Source organism: Mesorhizobium sp. Pch-S, assembly GCF_004136315.1.
Taxonomy (GTDB): domain Bacteria; phylum Pseudomonadota; class Alphaproteobacteria; order Rhizobiales; family Rhizobiaceae; genus Mesorhizobium.
In genome coordinates this window covers 3721671-3737279 of record NZ_CP029562.1, presented here as the reverse complement: position 1 = coordinate 3737279, position 15609 = coordinate 3721671, and the positions used below count along the sequence as shown (strand labels likewise).

The window sequence follows — 15609 nt, the reverse complement described above, 5'->3', positions numbered from 1 at the left end:
TTTGATCCTAGAGTTCGCCGTCGCCGATGCGCGCGCCTTGCGGCTGGTCGCAGAGTTTCTCGCCGAGTGTTTCGAAAGGCGCGACACGTTTGATCAGCGTCTCCACCGAGTCCGCCGGTGCGAAAAGGTCGCGGTTGGCCATGTTAAGCAAGGTGAGTTGGAAAGGATCGGTCGTAACGATGACGACCCGCGGATCGTTCGCGTTCTCTTCGCCAGGTGATGCGCGCTTCTCCACGAACGAAACGGTCTTGTGCCCGGCACTCCACACGCATCCGAGATAGCCCGACGAGACAGAGAACGGCCAATCGTCTTCGTGCGCGGCACGGCTGATATCCTGCAGCCGCACTTCGCTCGCATCGGGCAGATGGAACATCCCCTTTTCGCCGGTCAGCATGAAGGGCGCAGCAAGAGCCATGGTCGCCGCCAGTGTTTGCATCAGTGCGCCACGGCAGCGGCAGCCGCCTCGTCGATCAGGCGCCCGCTACGGAAACGCTCGATCGTGAAGGGCGCATTGATCGGATGCGGCTCGTCCCGTGCGATGGTGTGGGCAAAGACATGGCCTGAACCCGGCGTCGCCTTGAAACCGCCCGTACCCCAGCCGCAATTGACATAAAGTCCCTTGACCGGGGTCTTGGCCAGGATCGGCGAACGATCCGGCGTCACATCGACGATGCCACCCCACGAGCGCAGCATCTTCATGCGCGTGAACATCGGGAACATTTCGCAGATCGCGTCCAGCGTATGCTGCAGGATATGCAATCCGCCGGTCTGCGAATAGGAAACGTACTGGTCGGTGCCGGCGCCGATCACCAGTTCGCCCTTGTCGGACTGGGAGATATAGGCGTGCACCGTGTTGGACATCACCACGCACGGGAACACCGGCTTCACCGGTTCGGACACAAGCGCCTGCAGCGGGTAACTTTCCAATGGCATGCGCACATCGGCCATCTGCATGATCACCGAGGAATGGCCGGCAGCAACCACGCCGACCTTGCGCGCACCGATGAAACCTTTCGAGGTCTCGACACCGGTCACCGCGCCGCTGGCATCGCGCCGGATGCCGGTGACCTCGCAGTTCTGGATGATGTCGACGCCGCGGGCTGCCGCTCCGCGGGCATAGCCCCATGCAACCGCGTCATGGCGAGCGGTACCGCCGCGCCGCTGCAGTGCTGCGCCCACCACCGGGTAGCGCGCGTTGCGCGAGATGTTGAGTGGCGGGCAATAGGCCTTGGCTTCTTCCGGCGTCAGCCATTCATTGTCGATGCCGTTGAGGCGGTTGGCGTGGACATGGCGCTTCAGCACCTGGATGTCGTGCACATTGTGTGCCAGCATCATCACGCCGCGTGCCGAGTACATGACGTTGTAGTTGAGGTCCTGCGATAGCCCGTCCCACAGCTTCACGGCATGGTCGTAGATGCCCGCGCTCTCGTCATAGAGATAGTTGGAGCGGATGATGGTGGTGTTGCGTCCGGTGTTGCCGCCGCCGAGCCAGCCCTTTTCGATCACGCCGACATTGGTGATGCCGTGTTCCTTGGCCAGATAATAGGCTGTCGCCAGTCCGTGCCCGCCGGCGCCAACGATGATGACATCGTAGCTCTTCTTCGGCTCCGGCGAGGGCCACTGCTCTTCCCAGCCCTTGTGGCCGCGCATGGCCTCGCGGGCGATGGCGAATACTGAATATTTCTTCACGTTACCTGGCCTCGCGTATGGCAATCGGGGGTCCGACGCGCGAGCAGTATCACTAGCGAAACCTTGCAGCCATCCTTGCACTGTTTGCGACGGCAATTGCCGTTTTGCGCCGCCCAAATCAACTCTTCGGAGTACCGATCAGTCGCCGGGCTGCACCGTATCGTCAAACAATCTCGAAGAGAAAATCGCGCGGCCTGGTGCCATGAAACCTCCGCGGCCGCTCTCGACGATTTCTGCCACTTCGGCGTCATCCGACATCGAAGCAATTGTCAGAAACCTTTCATCGATCACTTCAAGCGGACGGATCGAAAGAGCAGCTCCAAAACGCCGAACGATCGGGTCTTCGTATTGGATGAGCCACCGGATTTCTTCAGATGTTGGCTGCCTCCGGAGGCAACAGAATTTCTCGAGGATTTCAAAAGCCGAATTCGGTCGCAATCTGGCAGCGTGCCTACCAGCCAGTCTCAATTGCCAATACTGCGCCACACATATCCACTGGGCGACTTTCCATCGAACGCCTATGTGCGGATCGTCCAGGAGAAGAAGTACGCGCCCCAGAATCTCTCCATCGTCTGGCGTGGTGCAGCCAAGAAGCACTTCCGTGACATCGAAACGCGCCCTGGAATGCTTGCTCTCAAGAAGCGTTGCAATTTCCGAGACAAACGGATGGAGTTCAAAACCCCAAAACGTCATCAGGAATGCAGCCGTTGCTTGTGTTTCTGGATTGGGCGAGGCTATCAGGGGCCTGACGTTTTCCTTCGGGAATTCAGGGCCTAATTCCTTGAGCAGGTCGTTTGCCAATACGCCATCACCCTCGAACGACGGTTCAAGGATCGTCTCGATCATCTGTTGGGGGGTCATTTGAAATGGGTGGCGCGTCCACCCGCGAGTTTTCAACGGCCCCTGATACGCTGACGTTCGTTCCGTAGCAAGACGGCTGCGACACCCGGCGGGTTTCGGGTGGTTCACGTTCCACCGATCTGCGAGCAAGCGCCATCCACTTTTTGGAAGGAACAAGACCATGCTCGCACTGACCAACAAGGTCGCCATCGTCACCGGTGCCTCTCCGGCATCGGCCGCGCCACCGCGCTGCTGTTCGCCAGGGAAGGCGCCAGAATTGTTGCCGCCGCACGCCGCCAGGCCGAACTCGATGCCCTGACTGCCGAGATCGCCGAGGATGGCGGCGAGGCAGTTGCGCTCGCCGGCGACGTCAACGACGAGGCCTACGCTAGAGCCTTGGTCGAACTGGCGCAGGGCCGTTTCGGCGGACTGGACATCGCCTTCAACAATGCCGGTGCCGTCGGGCCGATGGGACCAGTACCCGACATGCCGCGCCAGACCTGGGAAAACGTGCTCGACACCAATCTGACCGGCGCCTTCCTCGCTGCCAAGCATCAGATTCCCGCACTTCTGGCGCGCGGCAGCGGCTCGCTGATCTTCACATCGAGCTTCGTCGGCGTCACCGCCGGTATGCCCGGCATGGCCGCCTATGCCGCCGCCAAGGCCGGTCTGGTGGGGCTTACCCAGGTCCTTGCCGCGGAATATGGTCGCGAGGGCATCCGCGTGAACGCGCTGCTGCCCGGCGGTACCGATACACCGGCCGCAACCTTCAAGACCGCCGACGAGCGCGCTTTCGTCGAGGGCCTGCATGCGCTGAAGCGCATCGCAAAGCCGGAAGAGATTGCCCGCTCGGCTCTCTATCTGGCTTCGGACGCCTCATCCTTCACCACCGGCACCGCGCTGTTCGCCGATGGTGGCGTCTCCATCAACCGCACCTGAACACGGAGCGACGAAACGCCCGGATACAATCGCGACTGTTTGAATTGACGGTTGCATCCGGGCGTTTCATTCTGGGTGGATTGGCGGCAATGAAAGGCGTGACGCGGCAAAAACCGCGAAAGCCCGACAAGCAACAGTGGACATTCAGTCCTGATTCTGCTATTTGCCGCCGGAATTCGTGGTGGAAGCGCCGCGGAGGCTTGTGGCTATTGCCGCTTTGCCTAATGATTTCAAATTGAAAGACAGGATCGCCCGTGCAGGTACTCGTCCGCGACAACAACGTTGATCAGGCGCTTCGCGCGCTCAAGAAGAAAATGCAGCGCGAAGGCATCTTCCGTGAAATGAAGATGCGCGGTCACTACGAGAAGCCGTCCGAGAAGCGTGCGCGTGAGAAGGCTGAAGCCGTGCGCCGCGCCCGCAAGCTGGCCCGCAAGCGTGCCCAGCGCGAAGGCCTGCTGCCCTCGACCCCGCGCCCGGCTCCGACCGGCGCCGGTGCAGCGCGCGCTCCGCGCTAATTCTGCCTGCATCCATCCTTTTCGAGGGATATCCAAGGTGGCGCGATGTAAATCGCCGCCACCTTTTTGTTTGACGCAAGCGGATATTTGTATAACGCAGGACGGCGGGACAGGGGCCGGAGCGGCAGCCCGGGATGCCGGGCGTCGATGTTGAGGATACGGCAGCCGATGCATGTTTTGACCACGGAGCGCAAAAACTCCTTGAATGGTTTTGTCTTGAGCGCCGCTTTGCTGGCCGGCCTGGCGCTTGCCGGCTGCCAGTCGACCCCGACGGGTGAGCTTAATGCGATCGACAAGGCCCAGGGGTCGAGCCAGAACATCTCTTCGCTCTCTTCGGTCGTCGACCGCAATCCACGCGATCCTGAAGCCTACAATGTGCGCGGTTCGGCCTACGGCCGCGGCGGCAATTACCAGGCTGCGCTGAAGGATTTCGACACCGCGATCCAGTTGAAACCCGATTTCTACCAGGCCTATTCGAACCGCGCGCTGATCTACCGTTTCATCGGCGACCAGCAGAAGGCGCTTGCCGACTACAATCGCTCCATCCAGATCAACGCGAACTATGATGCTGCCTATATCGGTCGCGGCAACCTCTACCGAAAGGCCGGCCGTACGCAGGATGCCTTCAACGATTTCCAGAAGGCGATCCAGCTCGACACCACCGACGCGCGTGCCTATCACAACCGCGGCCTGATCTATCAGAGCCAGGGCCAGCACACCTTCGCCATCGAAGACTTCTCGACCGCGATCTCGCTGTCGCCGGATGCGTCCGAGCCCTACAATGGCCGGGGCCTTTCCTATCTCGCCCTCAACCAGGACGACAACGCTTTCGCCGACTTCAACATGGCCATCAAGCTTGACGGCAAGAATGCCGAAGCCTGGACCAACCAGGGGCTGATCTACGAGCGCAAGGGCGAAAAGGCCAAGGCGATAAAATCCTACAAGGAAGCCGCCCGGCTGGCGCCGACCTATCAGCCGGCGCGTGACGGCCTGTCCCGAGTGGGTGGGGCCTAGAGCGTTTCCGTTTTTCACGGAAACGCGGAAACGCTCTAAGTTTTGTTTTCGTCGCATTTTTGTAACGCCAAGTGATTCCACTTGGCGACAAAATGCTCTAGCCGCAAGATTCATTCCATTTGTGCCGGCGCATCTGAACAGACGCGCTTGAACCGTGGCTGATCGGCAACGGCATTCCCTTCATTTTAACCAAGCGACAACTCGACCACGATTGCGCCACCATCGCGCCACGGTTTTGAGGGAACGGTCTTGGCATTAAGCCGTTGTCCGGCATGAACTACAGAAGGATCGACACCATGAAGAAACTTGCTTGTTTAGCCGCCCTGGCCATGACGACTGTTGCCGCGCCGGCGAGCGCCGGCAAGGTTGAACTTGGTGTTCTCGACTGCGTCATCGACGGCGGCCAGTCTTATATCGTCGCCTCCAACAAGGGCGTCACCTGCACCTACCGCCCCTACAACAGCCGCAAGTCCGAGCTCTATACCGGGGTTATCTCCAAGCTCGGCGTCGACCTCGGCATGACGCACCAGGGTCAACTCTCTTGGGCAGTTCTCGCCGCCTCGAGCAGCTATGATTCCGGCGCCCTCGCCGGCAAGTATTTCGGCGTCAATGCCGAGGCCAGCGTGGTAACCGGCGGCGGTCTCAACGTGCTGGTCGGTGGTTTCGACAATTCCTATGCGCTGCAGCCGCTTTCGGTGCAGGCACAGACCGGCCTCAATGTCGCGGCCGCCGTGACGTCACTGGAACTGCAGCATTCGCTGAAGTAAGCCGAATTCAGTTCCTGGCGGGGCGCTCGCGCCCCGCCAGGACAAATTTTGGACGGACATGCCGGCCCTCAGAACGCCCGCACCCGATCGCCAAGCACACGGCGTGCTTCTTCATACTTCGTGCGAGCATCGACAATATCCTTGTCCAGCTGCTCCAGCGCCCGTTCCTGGTCGAGCATCTTCTGCGCATAAAGGCGCGCGAGATCCGATCCTTCGGGCGCAGCGCCGATATTCTCTCGAATCCGCTCCTGATCGGCCGTGATCCCGTCACGACGCTCCTGGCGGCTGGCCAAGACCTGGCTGGCCTCGTCGCTCGCCCTGGCGGCTTCTGCGATCGCGGCAAGTCGTGCCTTGCTTTCGGCATCGAGTTCAGTGCTGGCAATCAGTGCGAGAATACGCTCGGCGGTCAGCTCCTGTATGGCGACCGTCTCGACGACAGGCCGCTCCATCACCACCGGAAATTCCCTGGTCTTGCCGGGCTCGACCTCAAAACGCATCCTGTAGGCAGAACCGGCCAGCGTCGCTTCCTCGGCCTTCGGTTGCACCAGACGCCAATCCTGCGCGCGTGGCTGCTCGATCACCATGCGCCGCGCCTCGGCGGCGATGTTCTTGACACGGTAGAGCGTTGTTTCGCGCAGCTTGCTTTCGATCTGCAATGCACCGTTGACCGATTTGACCTTGGTAACGGCCGATGCCGTCCGGTTTTCACGGTCGACAAGGATCTTCTGTTCCGCACCGAAGCCGACAAGGCGGGAATCGCCCGCCGGCAGAAGCGGAAATTGCGCTTCACCCGAAAACAACGGACCCGCGTCGGTCGCCTCGTAGATGGTGGCCGATCCGGCAGGCAGCGACGTCGACCCATCGTTCTTGAGGGTCATCCCCTGCCAGGGATTGCGCCCGCCGCCCTGGTACCAGGCCACTGCCTCCGCCGGCACTTTCTGGTCGACAAACGGTATGGTCAGGCTTTCACCGGATCCGACGCTGACCGGAACCGACAGCGTGAAGCTGGCGCCGGCAGCGTTCTCTTCCGTTGATGCCGGCGGCGCGGTCTCGGTCTGCTGGACCATCCCGTCCTGAACGGCTTCTATTTTCCTGCTACGCATTATCCGCTGCTGCTCCGGCGCTGCGGGTACAGCTATTTCGGCATAGCCGGCCCCACCGAGCGCGACCTGCCCCTGATCGGTTCGCGGCAGGGCAGCCTGACTCACCGGCGGCGCGATGGTCTGGCGCGAAACATAATAGGGATCGTAGAGTGCCTGGCGGAACGTGACAGGCGCGGCTGACGACAGCGTCACCGCGACATCCTTCCAGGCATCGCCGGTCATGTTCTCCAGCACCACCCAGCCTTGCAGTTGTGCCTTGTCTTCGCCGGCTTTCGGCAGGGTCAGGCGGTACGCGGTTTTCCAGACGGGAGCCTCGGCGACGTAGCCGATGCGCACGGTGCGTTGCGCACCGTCCGCCAGATGGATGGAGATGTCGCGCCCGGAACGATCCTGTGCACTGCGCAGCGCGGTCAGCGCGCCAGTAACCTGCTCGCCCAGCCGCGTATCGGCAAACTCGAGACCCTGCGCGTCTTCAAGAATGAACTGATCCATCGAGGCGCCGGAAAATACCGAGACGCGCGTTCGCGTGATTGTCCGGCCGTCCTTGTCCGTGACCTGCTCTGGCTGGACACTGGCAATGCGGCCCGCAATGCTGCGTGGTGCAGCGACCTTGATCTCCGCGCCCTTCAGCGCCGTCATCAGGGATGCCATGCTGTCTAGATCCGATCGCGAAAATGGCAGCGCGTTGAAGGCTTCGTCGGCACCCGCCTTGCCCGGCAGTGTAGCCGAACCCGTGCCAGCAGGATCGAGGATGATCATGCTCTTGAGAATGTCGTCGACCTGGTCGAGCCGCGAACGCAACGTCAGCGTTTCCTTGCCGGTGACCGTCGCTTCATATTCGAAATAGCCAACGCCCCCGGTGCCGAGGACCGCCCGTTTGAGCACAAGGTCGGCGGAATGAGCAGGGGCAGTCATCGCGGTTGCTCCGAGCAGAATGAGGGTGAAAAGACGCATCGAGTACCTCGTTTCATCAGATTCGACGACGCTGCAGACTATTCATGGCGATGTGATGAACGAAAGCTGGATATCCGGCAACGGGCAAGGCGCAGTCGGACTCCGTCGCTAGCCGCAAAATATCGCTTGCATTCAACCGCGCTTGAGGTTTTACAAGTAAACACTTGGAAAATACAGCACCAGTCGCAACTGGCGGCTTCGGACGAGCGCACATGACACAAGACAGGGCGAACCGGGTGGATTGGCGTGCATTGTGGGCCAGCGCCGACCTCGCGCGCTTCTGTTTCATTTCGCTGGGCATCCTGCTGCACGCCACCAACGAGACGATGGTGGCGACCATCATGCCTGCCATGGTGGGCGATCTGTCCGGCGTGCAGCTGGTCGGCTGGTCGCTGGCGATCTACGAGCTCGGCGCCATCGTTGCAGGCGCGGCAGCGGGCCGCATGGTCAGCTATGTCGCGCTGCGCAGCAATGTCATGGTCGCCGCCCTGCTCTATTCGACCGGCGCGCTCATCTGTGCGACCGCGCCATCCATGCAGGCCTTCCTCGCCGGTCGCCTCATCGAAGGCCTCGGCGGCGGTGCACTGGTTTCACTCGCCTTCGTCTCGGTCGAGCGGTTGTTTCCGCGCGCGATCTGGCCGCAATTGTTCGGCCTGATGTCGGCGATCTGGGGCGTCGCGGCCTTCAGCGGTCCGATGCTCGGTGCATTGATGGCCGAACTGCTTTCCTGGCGCTGGGCCTTTGGCGTTTTTGTCATCGGCGGCGTGGCGATGGCGATGGCCAGCCTGATTGTGCTGAACACGCCGGAAGCACGGCGCACCCAAAGCGCCGGCGCGGCGCTACCGCCCTTCCCAGCCCTGCCGCTTGGCTGCCTCGCCGTCAGTGTAATCCTGATCGCCTCAGCTGGTGTCGACGTCGCGCTGCTGCGCTCCAGCCTCCTGCTCGGCCTGGGGCTTGCTGGACTGGCCCTGTTTTTCCGCATCGATGCGCTCAAGCCGCAATCCAGGCTGTTTCCGGCAAACCTGTTCTCATGGCGCACGCCGGTCGGCAGCGGCATGACGATGATCGCCGCGTTCTCGGTGGCCACCTGTTCCTTTACGGTCTACGGGCCGTTGATCCTGACCAATCTGCACGGCATCTCGATGCTGACCACGGGCTACATCATCGCCGCGGAGTCGATCGCCTGGTCGATCCTGTCGATCCTTGTCGCCAACGCACCGCCTGAACGCGAACGGACGATCATCGTCTGCGGCGCGCTGATGATCGCTGCCGGCATTGCCGGCTTCGCCTACACGGTTCCGCAGGGCTCGATCCCGCTCATCCTGTTTTGCGCACTGCTGCAAGGCGGCGGCTTCGGCATCGCCTGGCCGTTCGTGACACGCATCATCGTTGCGTCCGCGCCCGCCAACGAACAGACCATCGCCTCGTCGGCGGTCCCGACCATGCAGCGCATCGGCTATGCCGTGGGTGCTGCGAGTGCCGGCATTGTCGCCAATGCCAGTGGCTTTTCGGAGGGGCTCAACCGCACGGCGGCGGCAAATGCGGGGGTCTGGCTGTTCCTGGCCTTCGTGCCGCTCGGTCTGCTCGGCGCCATCGCGGCGTACAAACTCTTCTCGGTACCAGGGCGGCCCGGCCTGCCGCAGCAGGTCTGAGTCTGCCGTCACGGCTGCTCAGACTGCCTTCAGGCGTCTTGCAATCAGCTCGGCCAGACGCGAGGCAACCTCCGCCTTGGTGAGTTCCGGCCATTCCTCGACGCCGCTCTTCGAAACGATACGAACGCGATTGCGATCACCGCCCATCACGCCGGCAGGACCAACGCCGCTGTCGTGCGAGACATCATTGGCGACGATGAAGTCGGCGCCTTTCCTGCTCAGCTTGGCCTCGGCGTTCTTCTGGATGTCCTGTGTCTCGGCGGCGAAACCAACCACGAGGCGGGGCCGCTTCGCATGATGCCCGATACCGGCCAGGATATCGGGGTTCTCCACCATCTGCAGCGCAGGTGGCCCCTCGCCCGCCACTTTCTTGATCTTCTCGCCGGCAGAATTCGCCGTCCGCCAGTCGGCAACGGCTGCCACGAACACGGCCGCATCAGCCGGCAGCAGGCGTTCTACGGCGGCCTGCATCTCCCGCGCCGTCTCCACATGCACGGTTGTCACGCCGGCCGGATCGGCGATCGTCACCGGACCAGAGACCAGATGGACGTCGGCACCGAGCCTCGCAAGTGCGCCGGCCAGCGCGTGTCCCTGTTTGCCCGACGAGCGGTTGGCAATGTAGCGCACGGGATCGATCGGTTCATGCGTCGGGCCGGACGTGATGATGATCTTGCTGCCGGCCAACGGTTTCGGCTGGCTGTCGAACAGTGCCTCTATCGCCGCGACGATCTCCAGCGGTTCCGCCATGCGGCCTTCACCGGCTTCACCACTTTCGGCCATCTCGCCCCTGGCCGGCCCAACGAACGCCACGCCATCCTCGATGAGCGTGGCATGGTTGCGCCGGGTCGCCGGATGCGCCCACATTCTGGGGTTCATCGCCGGCGCCATCAACACCTGCTTGTCGGTGGCGAGCAGCACGGTCGAGGCGAGGTCGTTGGCATGACCATTGGCGAGCTTGGCCATCAGATCAGCCGTGGCCGGCGCCACGACGATCAGGTCGGCTTGACGCGAAAGCCTGATGTGGCCGACATCGTGCTCGTCCTGGCGATCGAACAGGTCGGTGAAGACATGATCCGCAGAAAGCGCGCCGACGGAAAGCTGGGTGACAAACTCCTGCGCTGCCGAAGTCATGACACAGCGCACGGCAGCACCGCGCTCGCGCAGCCGCCGGATCAGATCAAGCGACTTGTAGGCTGCGATGCCGCCGCCGATGACGAGAAGGATACGCTTTCCGGAAAGGGTCATGCTTTGCTCTCAACAGCAGTGCTGTCAGATTAGCTTCCAGGCAATGAAGATCAAGGTTAGCGCGATCACCCAAAGCGCCACGCGCCCGGAGCGGGTGTGACGTGCCTCGGCCTTGCCGATCGCCTTTGCAGTCGCATCGTCGAAACGCAGGCCGTGTTCGGCCATCAGATCGATTTCGCGCGACAGCCGCTCCGCGCGCGCCGCCAGGTCCGGCGCCTGCCGGGCCAGGGAAACCAGCGCGCCGACGCCCTCGCGCGCATCGTCCAGCATGCCACGCGGACCGAGATTGGATCGGATCCAATCGCCCACCACCGGCTCGGCCGTCTTCCACATGTTGAAGGCTGGATCCAGCGTACGGGCAACGCCTTCCACCACCACCATCGTCTTCTGCAGCAGAACCAGTTCAGGCCGGGTCTGCATGTCGAACAGTTCCGTCACCTCGAACAGCAGCGTCAGCAGCTTGGCCATCGAAATGGTTTCCGCCGGCTGGCCATGGATCGGCTCGCCGATGGCGCGGATCGCCTGCGCGAAGGCGGCGACGTCGTGTTTGTGCGGCACATAGCCGGCCTCGAAATGCACCTCCGCCACGCGCAGGTAGTTGCGCGTGATGAAGCCATAGAGGATCTCGGCCAGGAAGCGCCGTTCCTTCTTGCCGAGGCGGCCTGCAATGCCGAGATCGACCGCGACGATGGTGCCATCGGCTTCCACGAACAGATTGCCCGGATGCATGTCGGCATGAAAGAAGCCGTCGCGCAGGGTATGGCGCAGGAAGGACTGGATCAGGTTGGCGGCGATCGCCTTGAGATCGTGGCCAGCCGCTGCCAGGCCGGCGATATCGTTCATCTTGATGCCGTCGACCCACTCCATGGTGAGCACGTCACGGCCTGTACGCTCCCAGTCAACAGCCGGAACGCGAAAGCCAGGATCGGCCTTGGTGTTTTCACCCAGCTCCGACAGGGCCGCCCCTTCGAGCCGCAGGTCCATTTCGATCTTGGTGGTCTGGGCGAGTGTCTCGGTGACTTCGACCGGGCGCAGGCGCCGCGACGATGGGATGTATTTTTCCTGCAGGCGCGCCGCCAGGAAATAGCTTTCAAGGTCGTGATGGAAGCGCTTGCGCACGCCCGGCCGGATCACCTTGACCGCGACCTTGGTCGGAATGCCATCACGGAGCACTTCGGCCTCATGCACCTGCGCGATCGACGCCGCCGCCACCGGCTCCTCCAGGCGGGCGTAAAGGTCGGACACGGGCCGGCCGAGTGAGGACTCGATCGCCGCCACGGCTTGTGACTGCGGGAACGTGCCCATCTTGTCCTGCAGCAGAGCAAGATCGAGCGCGATGTCGTTGCCGACCACGTCTGGCCGCGTCGCCAGGAACTGGCCGAGCTTGACATAAGACGGCCCCAGCCGCGCCACCGCATGCGCCATGCGGTCGCTGCGGCCTTCGCGCAAGGCGCGACGGCGTGTGAACAGCCGGGCCATTTGCCAGCCAAATTTCGGCATTCCGGTCAGCTGGTCGCCCGGGATCGCCGCGACGACACCCTCGCGCACCAGCACCCAGCCGGCCCGAACGAGCCGGAATGCCGCTCCGACGGAACTCATGAACGCACCCGCTTCAAAGCTTCCAGCCCGAATGGGCGGCGGCGATACCGCCGGTATAGTTGCGGAAGCTGACACGCCCGAAGCCGGCCTTGCCGATCATCGCCGCGAAATTCTGCTGGTTCGGAAACTTGGCGATGGATTCGACCAGATAGGCATAAGGTTCGCCATCGCCGGTTACCGCCTTGCCGATTTTCGGAATGGCGTTGAACGACCAGGCTTCATAGACCTTGTCGAGCAGCGGCATCTCCACTTCGGAGAATTCAAGGCACAGGAACCGCCCGCCGGGCTTGAGCACCCGGAAGGCTTCGCTCAGGGCCACTTCGATACGCGGCACATTGCGGATGCCGAAGGCGATCGTGTAGGCGTCGAAGGAATTGTCGGCGAACGGCAGATCCTCGGCATTGGCCTCGACGAAATCGATGTTCGCGGCCAATCCGCGCTTTTCCGCCCGCTCCCGACCGACGGCCAACATCGAACCGTTGATGTCCAGCACGGTCGCCTGCGCCTGGCCATGGCTGGCGTCGATGATTCGAAAAGCGATGTCGCCGGTGCCGCCGGCTACGTCCAGGACCTTCCAGTCCGATCGCTTCGGTGGGTTGAGCCAGGCGACCATGGCATCCTTCCACAGGCGATGCATGCCGGCCGACATCAGATCGTTCATCAGGTCGTAGCGTTTGGCGACCTTGTGGAACACCTCATTGACCAGCGGCTGCTTCTCGCCGGTTCCGACCTGCCGGAAGCCGTAGGAGGTCTCCATGCCTCCGGTCGCGGTGGTTCTCTCAACAGACATCTTTTTCATCCGCCATAAAATCGGCCGGACCATAGCCGATCGCAGTAGGCGACGCTATTGTCAAAGGCGCGGTGTTCGGCCGCGCCGGACGGCCCCGTTCACAGGAATGCCTCATGGTCTTGAAAGCCGAATTGCACTGCCACATCGAAGGAGCGGCAGCCCCTGAACTCGTTGTGCGGCAGGCACGGAAGTACGGCAAGGACCCATCTCCCTTCATCCGTGACGGCTCCTTCGTCTGGCACGATTTCACGTCCTTCCTCGCAGCTTACGACTTTTCGGCCGATCTTTTCCGCACGGAAGACGACTATGCGCTGCTGGCCGAGCACTACCTGACCAGCCTGGCACGCGACGGCGCCATCTATTCGGAAGTGTTCACCTCTCCCGACCATGCCGTGCGCGCCGGCCTGTCGCCCAAGGCCTATACCGACGCGCTGGGCGAGGGCATGGCACGCGCCAGGGCCAAGACCGGCATCGAAGGGCGCATGATCGTCAGCGGGGTGCGCCATGTCGGCGTCGAGGCGATCGAAAAGGCTGCCCGTTTCGCCGCCAGATGCGGACACCCGCTGGTCACTGGCTTCGGTGTTGCCGGCGACGAGCGCATGGGTGATTTCGAGGATTATGTCCGCGCCTTCGAGATCGCCCGCGAAGCAGGTCTCGGCATCACAATCCATGCTGGCGAACTGATGGGCTGGGAAAGCGTGCAGGCCGCGCTCGACCATATCCGTCCATCGCGCATCGGCCACGGCGTCCGTGCCGTCGAAAACCCGGACCTCGTGCGCCGCATTGCAGATGAGGGCGTAGTGCTGGAATGCTGCCCCGGATCCAACATCGCGCTGAAGGTGTTCGACAGCTTTGCCGACCATCCCTTCCCGACGCTGAAGGCAGCCGGCTGCAAGGTGACGCTGAATTCCGACGACCCACCCTATTTCTGGACGTCGCTGAAACGCGAATACGACATCGCGGCCGAGCACTTCGGGATGAACGACAAGACACTGACGGCGGTGACCCGTACAGCGATCGATGCGGCTTTCGTCGACAAGAAGACCAAAGCCGCCCTCATCGCGCGACTGGACAAGAGCAGCCCGCGCTGAAAACCCGCAAAAACTGTGGTTGGCGCGTGTCGAGGCGTTTCTTGGCCGGAACTTAGCCGCTAGGGTCTCTTGCAAGTACCGAGGAGAAGACCATGAAGGGCGTAACCGTCGTCGATCATCCGCTTGTCCAGCACAAGCTGACCATCATGCGCAACAAGGAGACGTCGACGGCGTCGTTCCGGCGGCTGCTGCGCGAGATTTCGCTTCTGCTCGGTTACGAGGTGACGCGCAACCTGGAGCTCACCAAGACCACCATCGAGACCCCGATGGAGACGATGGAGGCCCCTACCCTCGAAGGCAAGAAGCTGGTCTTCGCCTCGGTGCTTCGCGCCGGCAACGGTCTGCTGGAAGGCCTGCTCGATCTGGTGCCTGCCGCCCGCGTCGCTCACATCGGCCTGTATCGCGATCACGAAACGCTGGAAGCGGTCGAATATTTCTTCAAGGCCCCGAGCGACCTCGCCGACCGTCTGATCATCGTGGTGGACCCGATGCTGGCCACCGCCAACTCGGCCATCGCGGCGATCGACAAGCTGAAGGAACGCGGTGCGACCAACATCCTTTTCCTGTGCCTGCTTGCCGCCCCCGAAGGCATCGAACGCTTTACCACCGCCCATCCCGATGTGCCGGTCTACACAGCCTCTATCGACCGCGAGCTGAATGAGAAGGGGTACATCCTGCCGGGGCTTGGTGACGCCGGCGATCGCATGTTCGGCACGAAATAGGCCTTTACCTTTTGTTTACGCATCCGTGTGGTTTCAGGCCATCGTGGAGCCAGTAGGGGGCGAAATTAAAGCGCCGGATACCAAGCTTGCCTAGGATCGCCCGGAGTGGGGGCGTTCCATGCTGCGTAAACTGGTCATTCTGGGTGTTTTTGCCGGCGGCACGGCGGCAATCCCCTCCGTTTTCCAATCGAACCCGGATCTCCTCAACACTTTCCTCGGCAGAGGCAACGACACGCCTGCCACGGCAGTGAACCTGCCCGGCAGTTCAGGCACGGCCGGACAGGCCGCTCAACAACCTCTCGGTCGCAAGGTGCTGATCAAGGCCGATGCGACCGGTCACTTCCGCTCGCCATTCAAGATCAACGGCAGGCAGGTTGATGCCCTCATCGATACGGGTGCAACGCTGGTGGCGCTGAACACGTCGACGGCGCGGCGCGTCGGGCTTTCGCTCAGCCCTTCGGATTTCACGCAACAGGTCTCGACGGCGAATGGCCCGGTCAAGGTAGCAGTGGTGCGGCTCTCCAGTCTGCAGGTCGGCAAGATCGCGCTGGACAACATCGACGCCGTCGTCATCGATGACAGGGCGCTCAGCACCAACCTGATCGGCATGAGCTTCCTGAGCCGCCTTGGTAAATATGCCGTCGAGGACGGCGAGTTGTTGATGGTGCAATGACAGGCGGGCTGCGCTC

The 15609-nt window shown here is 62.3% G+C and carries 14 protein-coding genes and 1 pseudogene; 8 read left to right on the top strand and 7 right to left on the bottom strand.

The window, feature by feature from the left end:
* Positions 1 to 7 precede the first annotated feature (7 nt).
* The 3 genes from C1M53_RS17550 to C1M53_RS17540 all read right to left on the bottom strand — a co-directional run bounded on the left by C1M53_RS17550 (position 8) and on the right by C1M53_RS17540 (position 2535).
* Entirely contained in the window at positions 8 to 436 is a 429-nt protein-coding gene (locus C1M53_RS17550) for a hypothetical protein (RefSeq protein ID WP_129413401.1), read from the bottom strand.
* Positions 436 to 1689: a sarcosine oxidase subunit beta gene (locus tag C1M53_RS17545; RefSeq protein ID WP_129413400.1), complete on the bottom strand. Its 1254-nt coding sequence runs from the start codon at positions 1687 to 1689 to the stop codon at positions 436 to 438. Before C1M53_RS17545 ends, C1M53_RS17550 begins: the two co-directional genes overlap by 1 nt.
* Before the next feature lie 138 nt (positions 1690 to 1827).
* Positions 1828 to 2535 (bottom strand): hypothetical protein, encoded by a 708-nt coding sequence (locus C1M53_RS17540; protein WP_129413399.1) that lies wholly within the window; start codon positions 2533 to 2535, stop codon positions 1828 to 1830.
* A gap of 175 nt (positions 2536 to 2710) precedes the next feature.
* On the opposite strand from C1M53_RS17540, the pseudogene C1M53_RS17535 reads away from it, so the two are divergent.
* The 4 genes and pseudogenes from C1M53_RS17535 (at position 2711) to C1M53_RS17520 (ending at position 5764) form a co-directional block, all read left to right on the top strand.
* Positions 2711 to 3468, top strand: a pseudogene (locus C1M53_RS17535) (SDR family oxidoreductase).
* A 254-nt stretch (positions 3469 to 3722) separates the two neighbouring features.
* On the top strand, positions 3723 to 3983 hold the full coding sequence (gene rpsU, locus C1M53_RS17530; protein ID WP_129413398.1) for a 30S ribosomal protein S21: 261 nt from the start codon (positions 3723 to 3725) through the stop codon (positions 3981 to 3983).
* Between the two features lie 168 nt (positions 3984 to 4151).
* Positions 4152 to 4997, top strand: a complete 846-nt coding sequence (locus C1M53_RS17525) for a tetratricopeptide repeat protein (protein WP_129413397.1) — start codon at positions 4152 to 4154, stop codon at positions 4995 to 4997.
* A gap of 296 nt (positions 4998 to 5293) precedes the next feature.
* A complete protein-coding gene (locus C1M53_RS17520; protein WP_129413396.1) occupies positions 5294 to 5764 on the top strand; it encodes a DUF992 domain-containing protein in 471 nt (156 codons plus the stop codon).
* 68 nt (positions 5765 to 5832) lie between these two features.
* Here the strand turns inward: C1M53_RS17520 and C1M53_RS17515 are convergent, their stop codons facing one another.
* The gene (locus C1M53_RS17515) at positions 5833 to 7782 is read right to left on the bottom strand and encodes a DUF4139 domain-containing protein (RefSeq protein ID WP_165358174.1); all 1950 of its coding nucleotides are present in this window, start codon (positions 7780 to 7782) and stop codon (positions 5833 to 5835) included.
* A 251-nt stretch (positions 7783 to 8033) separates the two neighbouring features.
* Here C1M53_RS17515 and C1M53_RS17510 point away from each other — a divergent pair, with 251 nt between their 5' ends.
* On the top strand, positions 8034 to 9473 hold the full coding sequence (locus tag C1M53_RS17510) for an MFS transporter (RefSeq protein WP_129413394.1): 1440 nt from the start codon (positions 8034 to 8036) through the stop codon (positions 9471 to 9473).
* An 18-nt stretch (positions 9474 to 9491) separates the two neighbouring features.
* Here C1M53_RS17510 and coaBC read toward each other — a convergent pair whose 3' ends face one another.
* Genes coaBC through ubiE form a run of 3 tightly spaced genes read right to left on the bottom strand, consistent with a single transcriptional unit; the run spans position 9492 to position 13107 of the window.
* Complete coding sequence (gene coaBC / locus C1M53_RS17505; protein WP_129413393.1) at positions 9492 to 10718, bottom strand: bifunctional phosphopantothenoylcysteine decarboxylase/phosphopantothenate--cysteine ligase CoaBC; 1227 nt, start codon at positions 10716 to 10718, stop codon at positions 9492 to 9494.
* 24 nt (positions 10719 to 10742) lie between these two features.
* Positions 10743 to 12317, bottom strand: a complete 1575-nt coding sequence (gene ubiB / locus C1M53_RS17500) for a 2-polyprenylphenol 6-hydroxylase (protein WP_129413392.1) — start codon at positions 12315 to 12317, stop codon at positions 10743 to 10745.
* Between the two features lie 13 nt (positions 12318 to 12330).
* On the bottom strand, positions 12331 to 13107 hold the full coding sequence (gene ubiE, locus C1M53_RS17495; RefSeq protein WP_129413391.1) for a bifunctional demethylmenaquinone methyltransferase/2-methoxy-6-polyprenyl-1,4-benzoquinol methylase UbiE: 777 nt from the start codon (positions 13105 to 13107) through the stop codon (positions 12331 to 12333).
* A 113-nt stretch (positions 13108 to 13220) separates the two neighbouring features.
* Here ubiE and C1M53_RS17490 point away from each other — a divergent pair, with 113 nt between their 5' ends.
* The 3 genes from C1M53_RS17490 (at position 13221) to C1M53_RS17480 (ending at position 15593) form a co-directional block, all read left to right on the top strand.
* Positions 13221 to 14198 carry an adenosine deaminase gene (locus C1M53_RS17490; protein ID WP_129413390.1) on the top strand — a complete coding sequence of 326 codons (978 nt, stop codon included), beginning with the start codon at positions 13221 to 13223 and terminating at the stop codon, positions 14196 to 14198.
* A 92-nt stretch (positions 14199 to 14290) separates the two neighbouring features.
* Positions 14291 to 14920: a uracil phosphoribosyltransferase gene (gene upp, locus C1M53_RS17485; protein ID WP_101938718.1), complete on the top strand. Its 630-nt coding sequence runs from the start codon at positions 14291 to 14293 to the stop codon at positions 14918 to 14920.
* Between the two features lie 118 nt (positions 14921 to 15038).
* Positions 15039 to 15593: a TIGR02281 family clan AA aspartic protease gene (locus tag C1M53_RS17480; RefSeq protein ID WP_129413389.1), complete on the top strand. Its 555-nt coding sequence runs from the start codon at positions 15039 to 15041 to the stop codon at positions 15591 to 15593.
* The last annotated feature ends 16 nt before the right edge of the window (positions 15594 to 15609 follow it).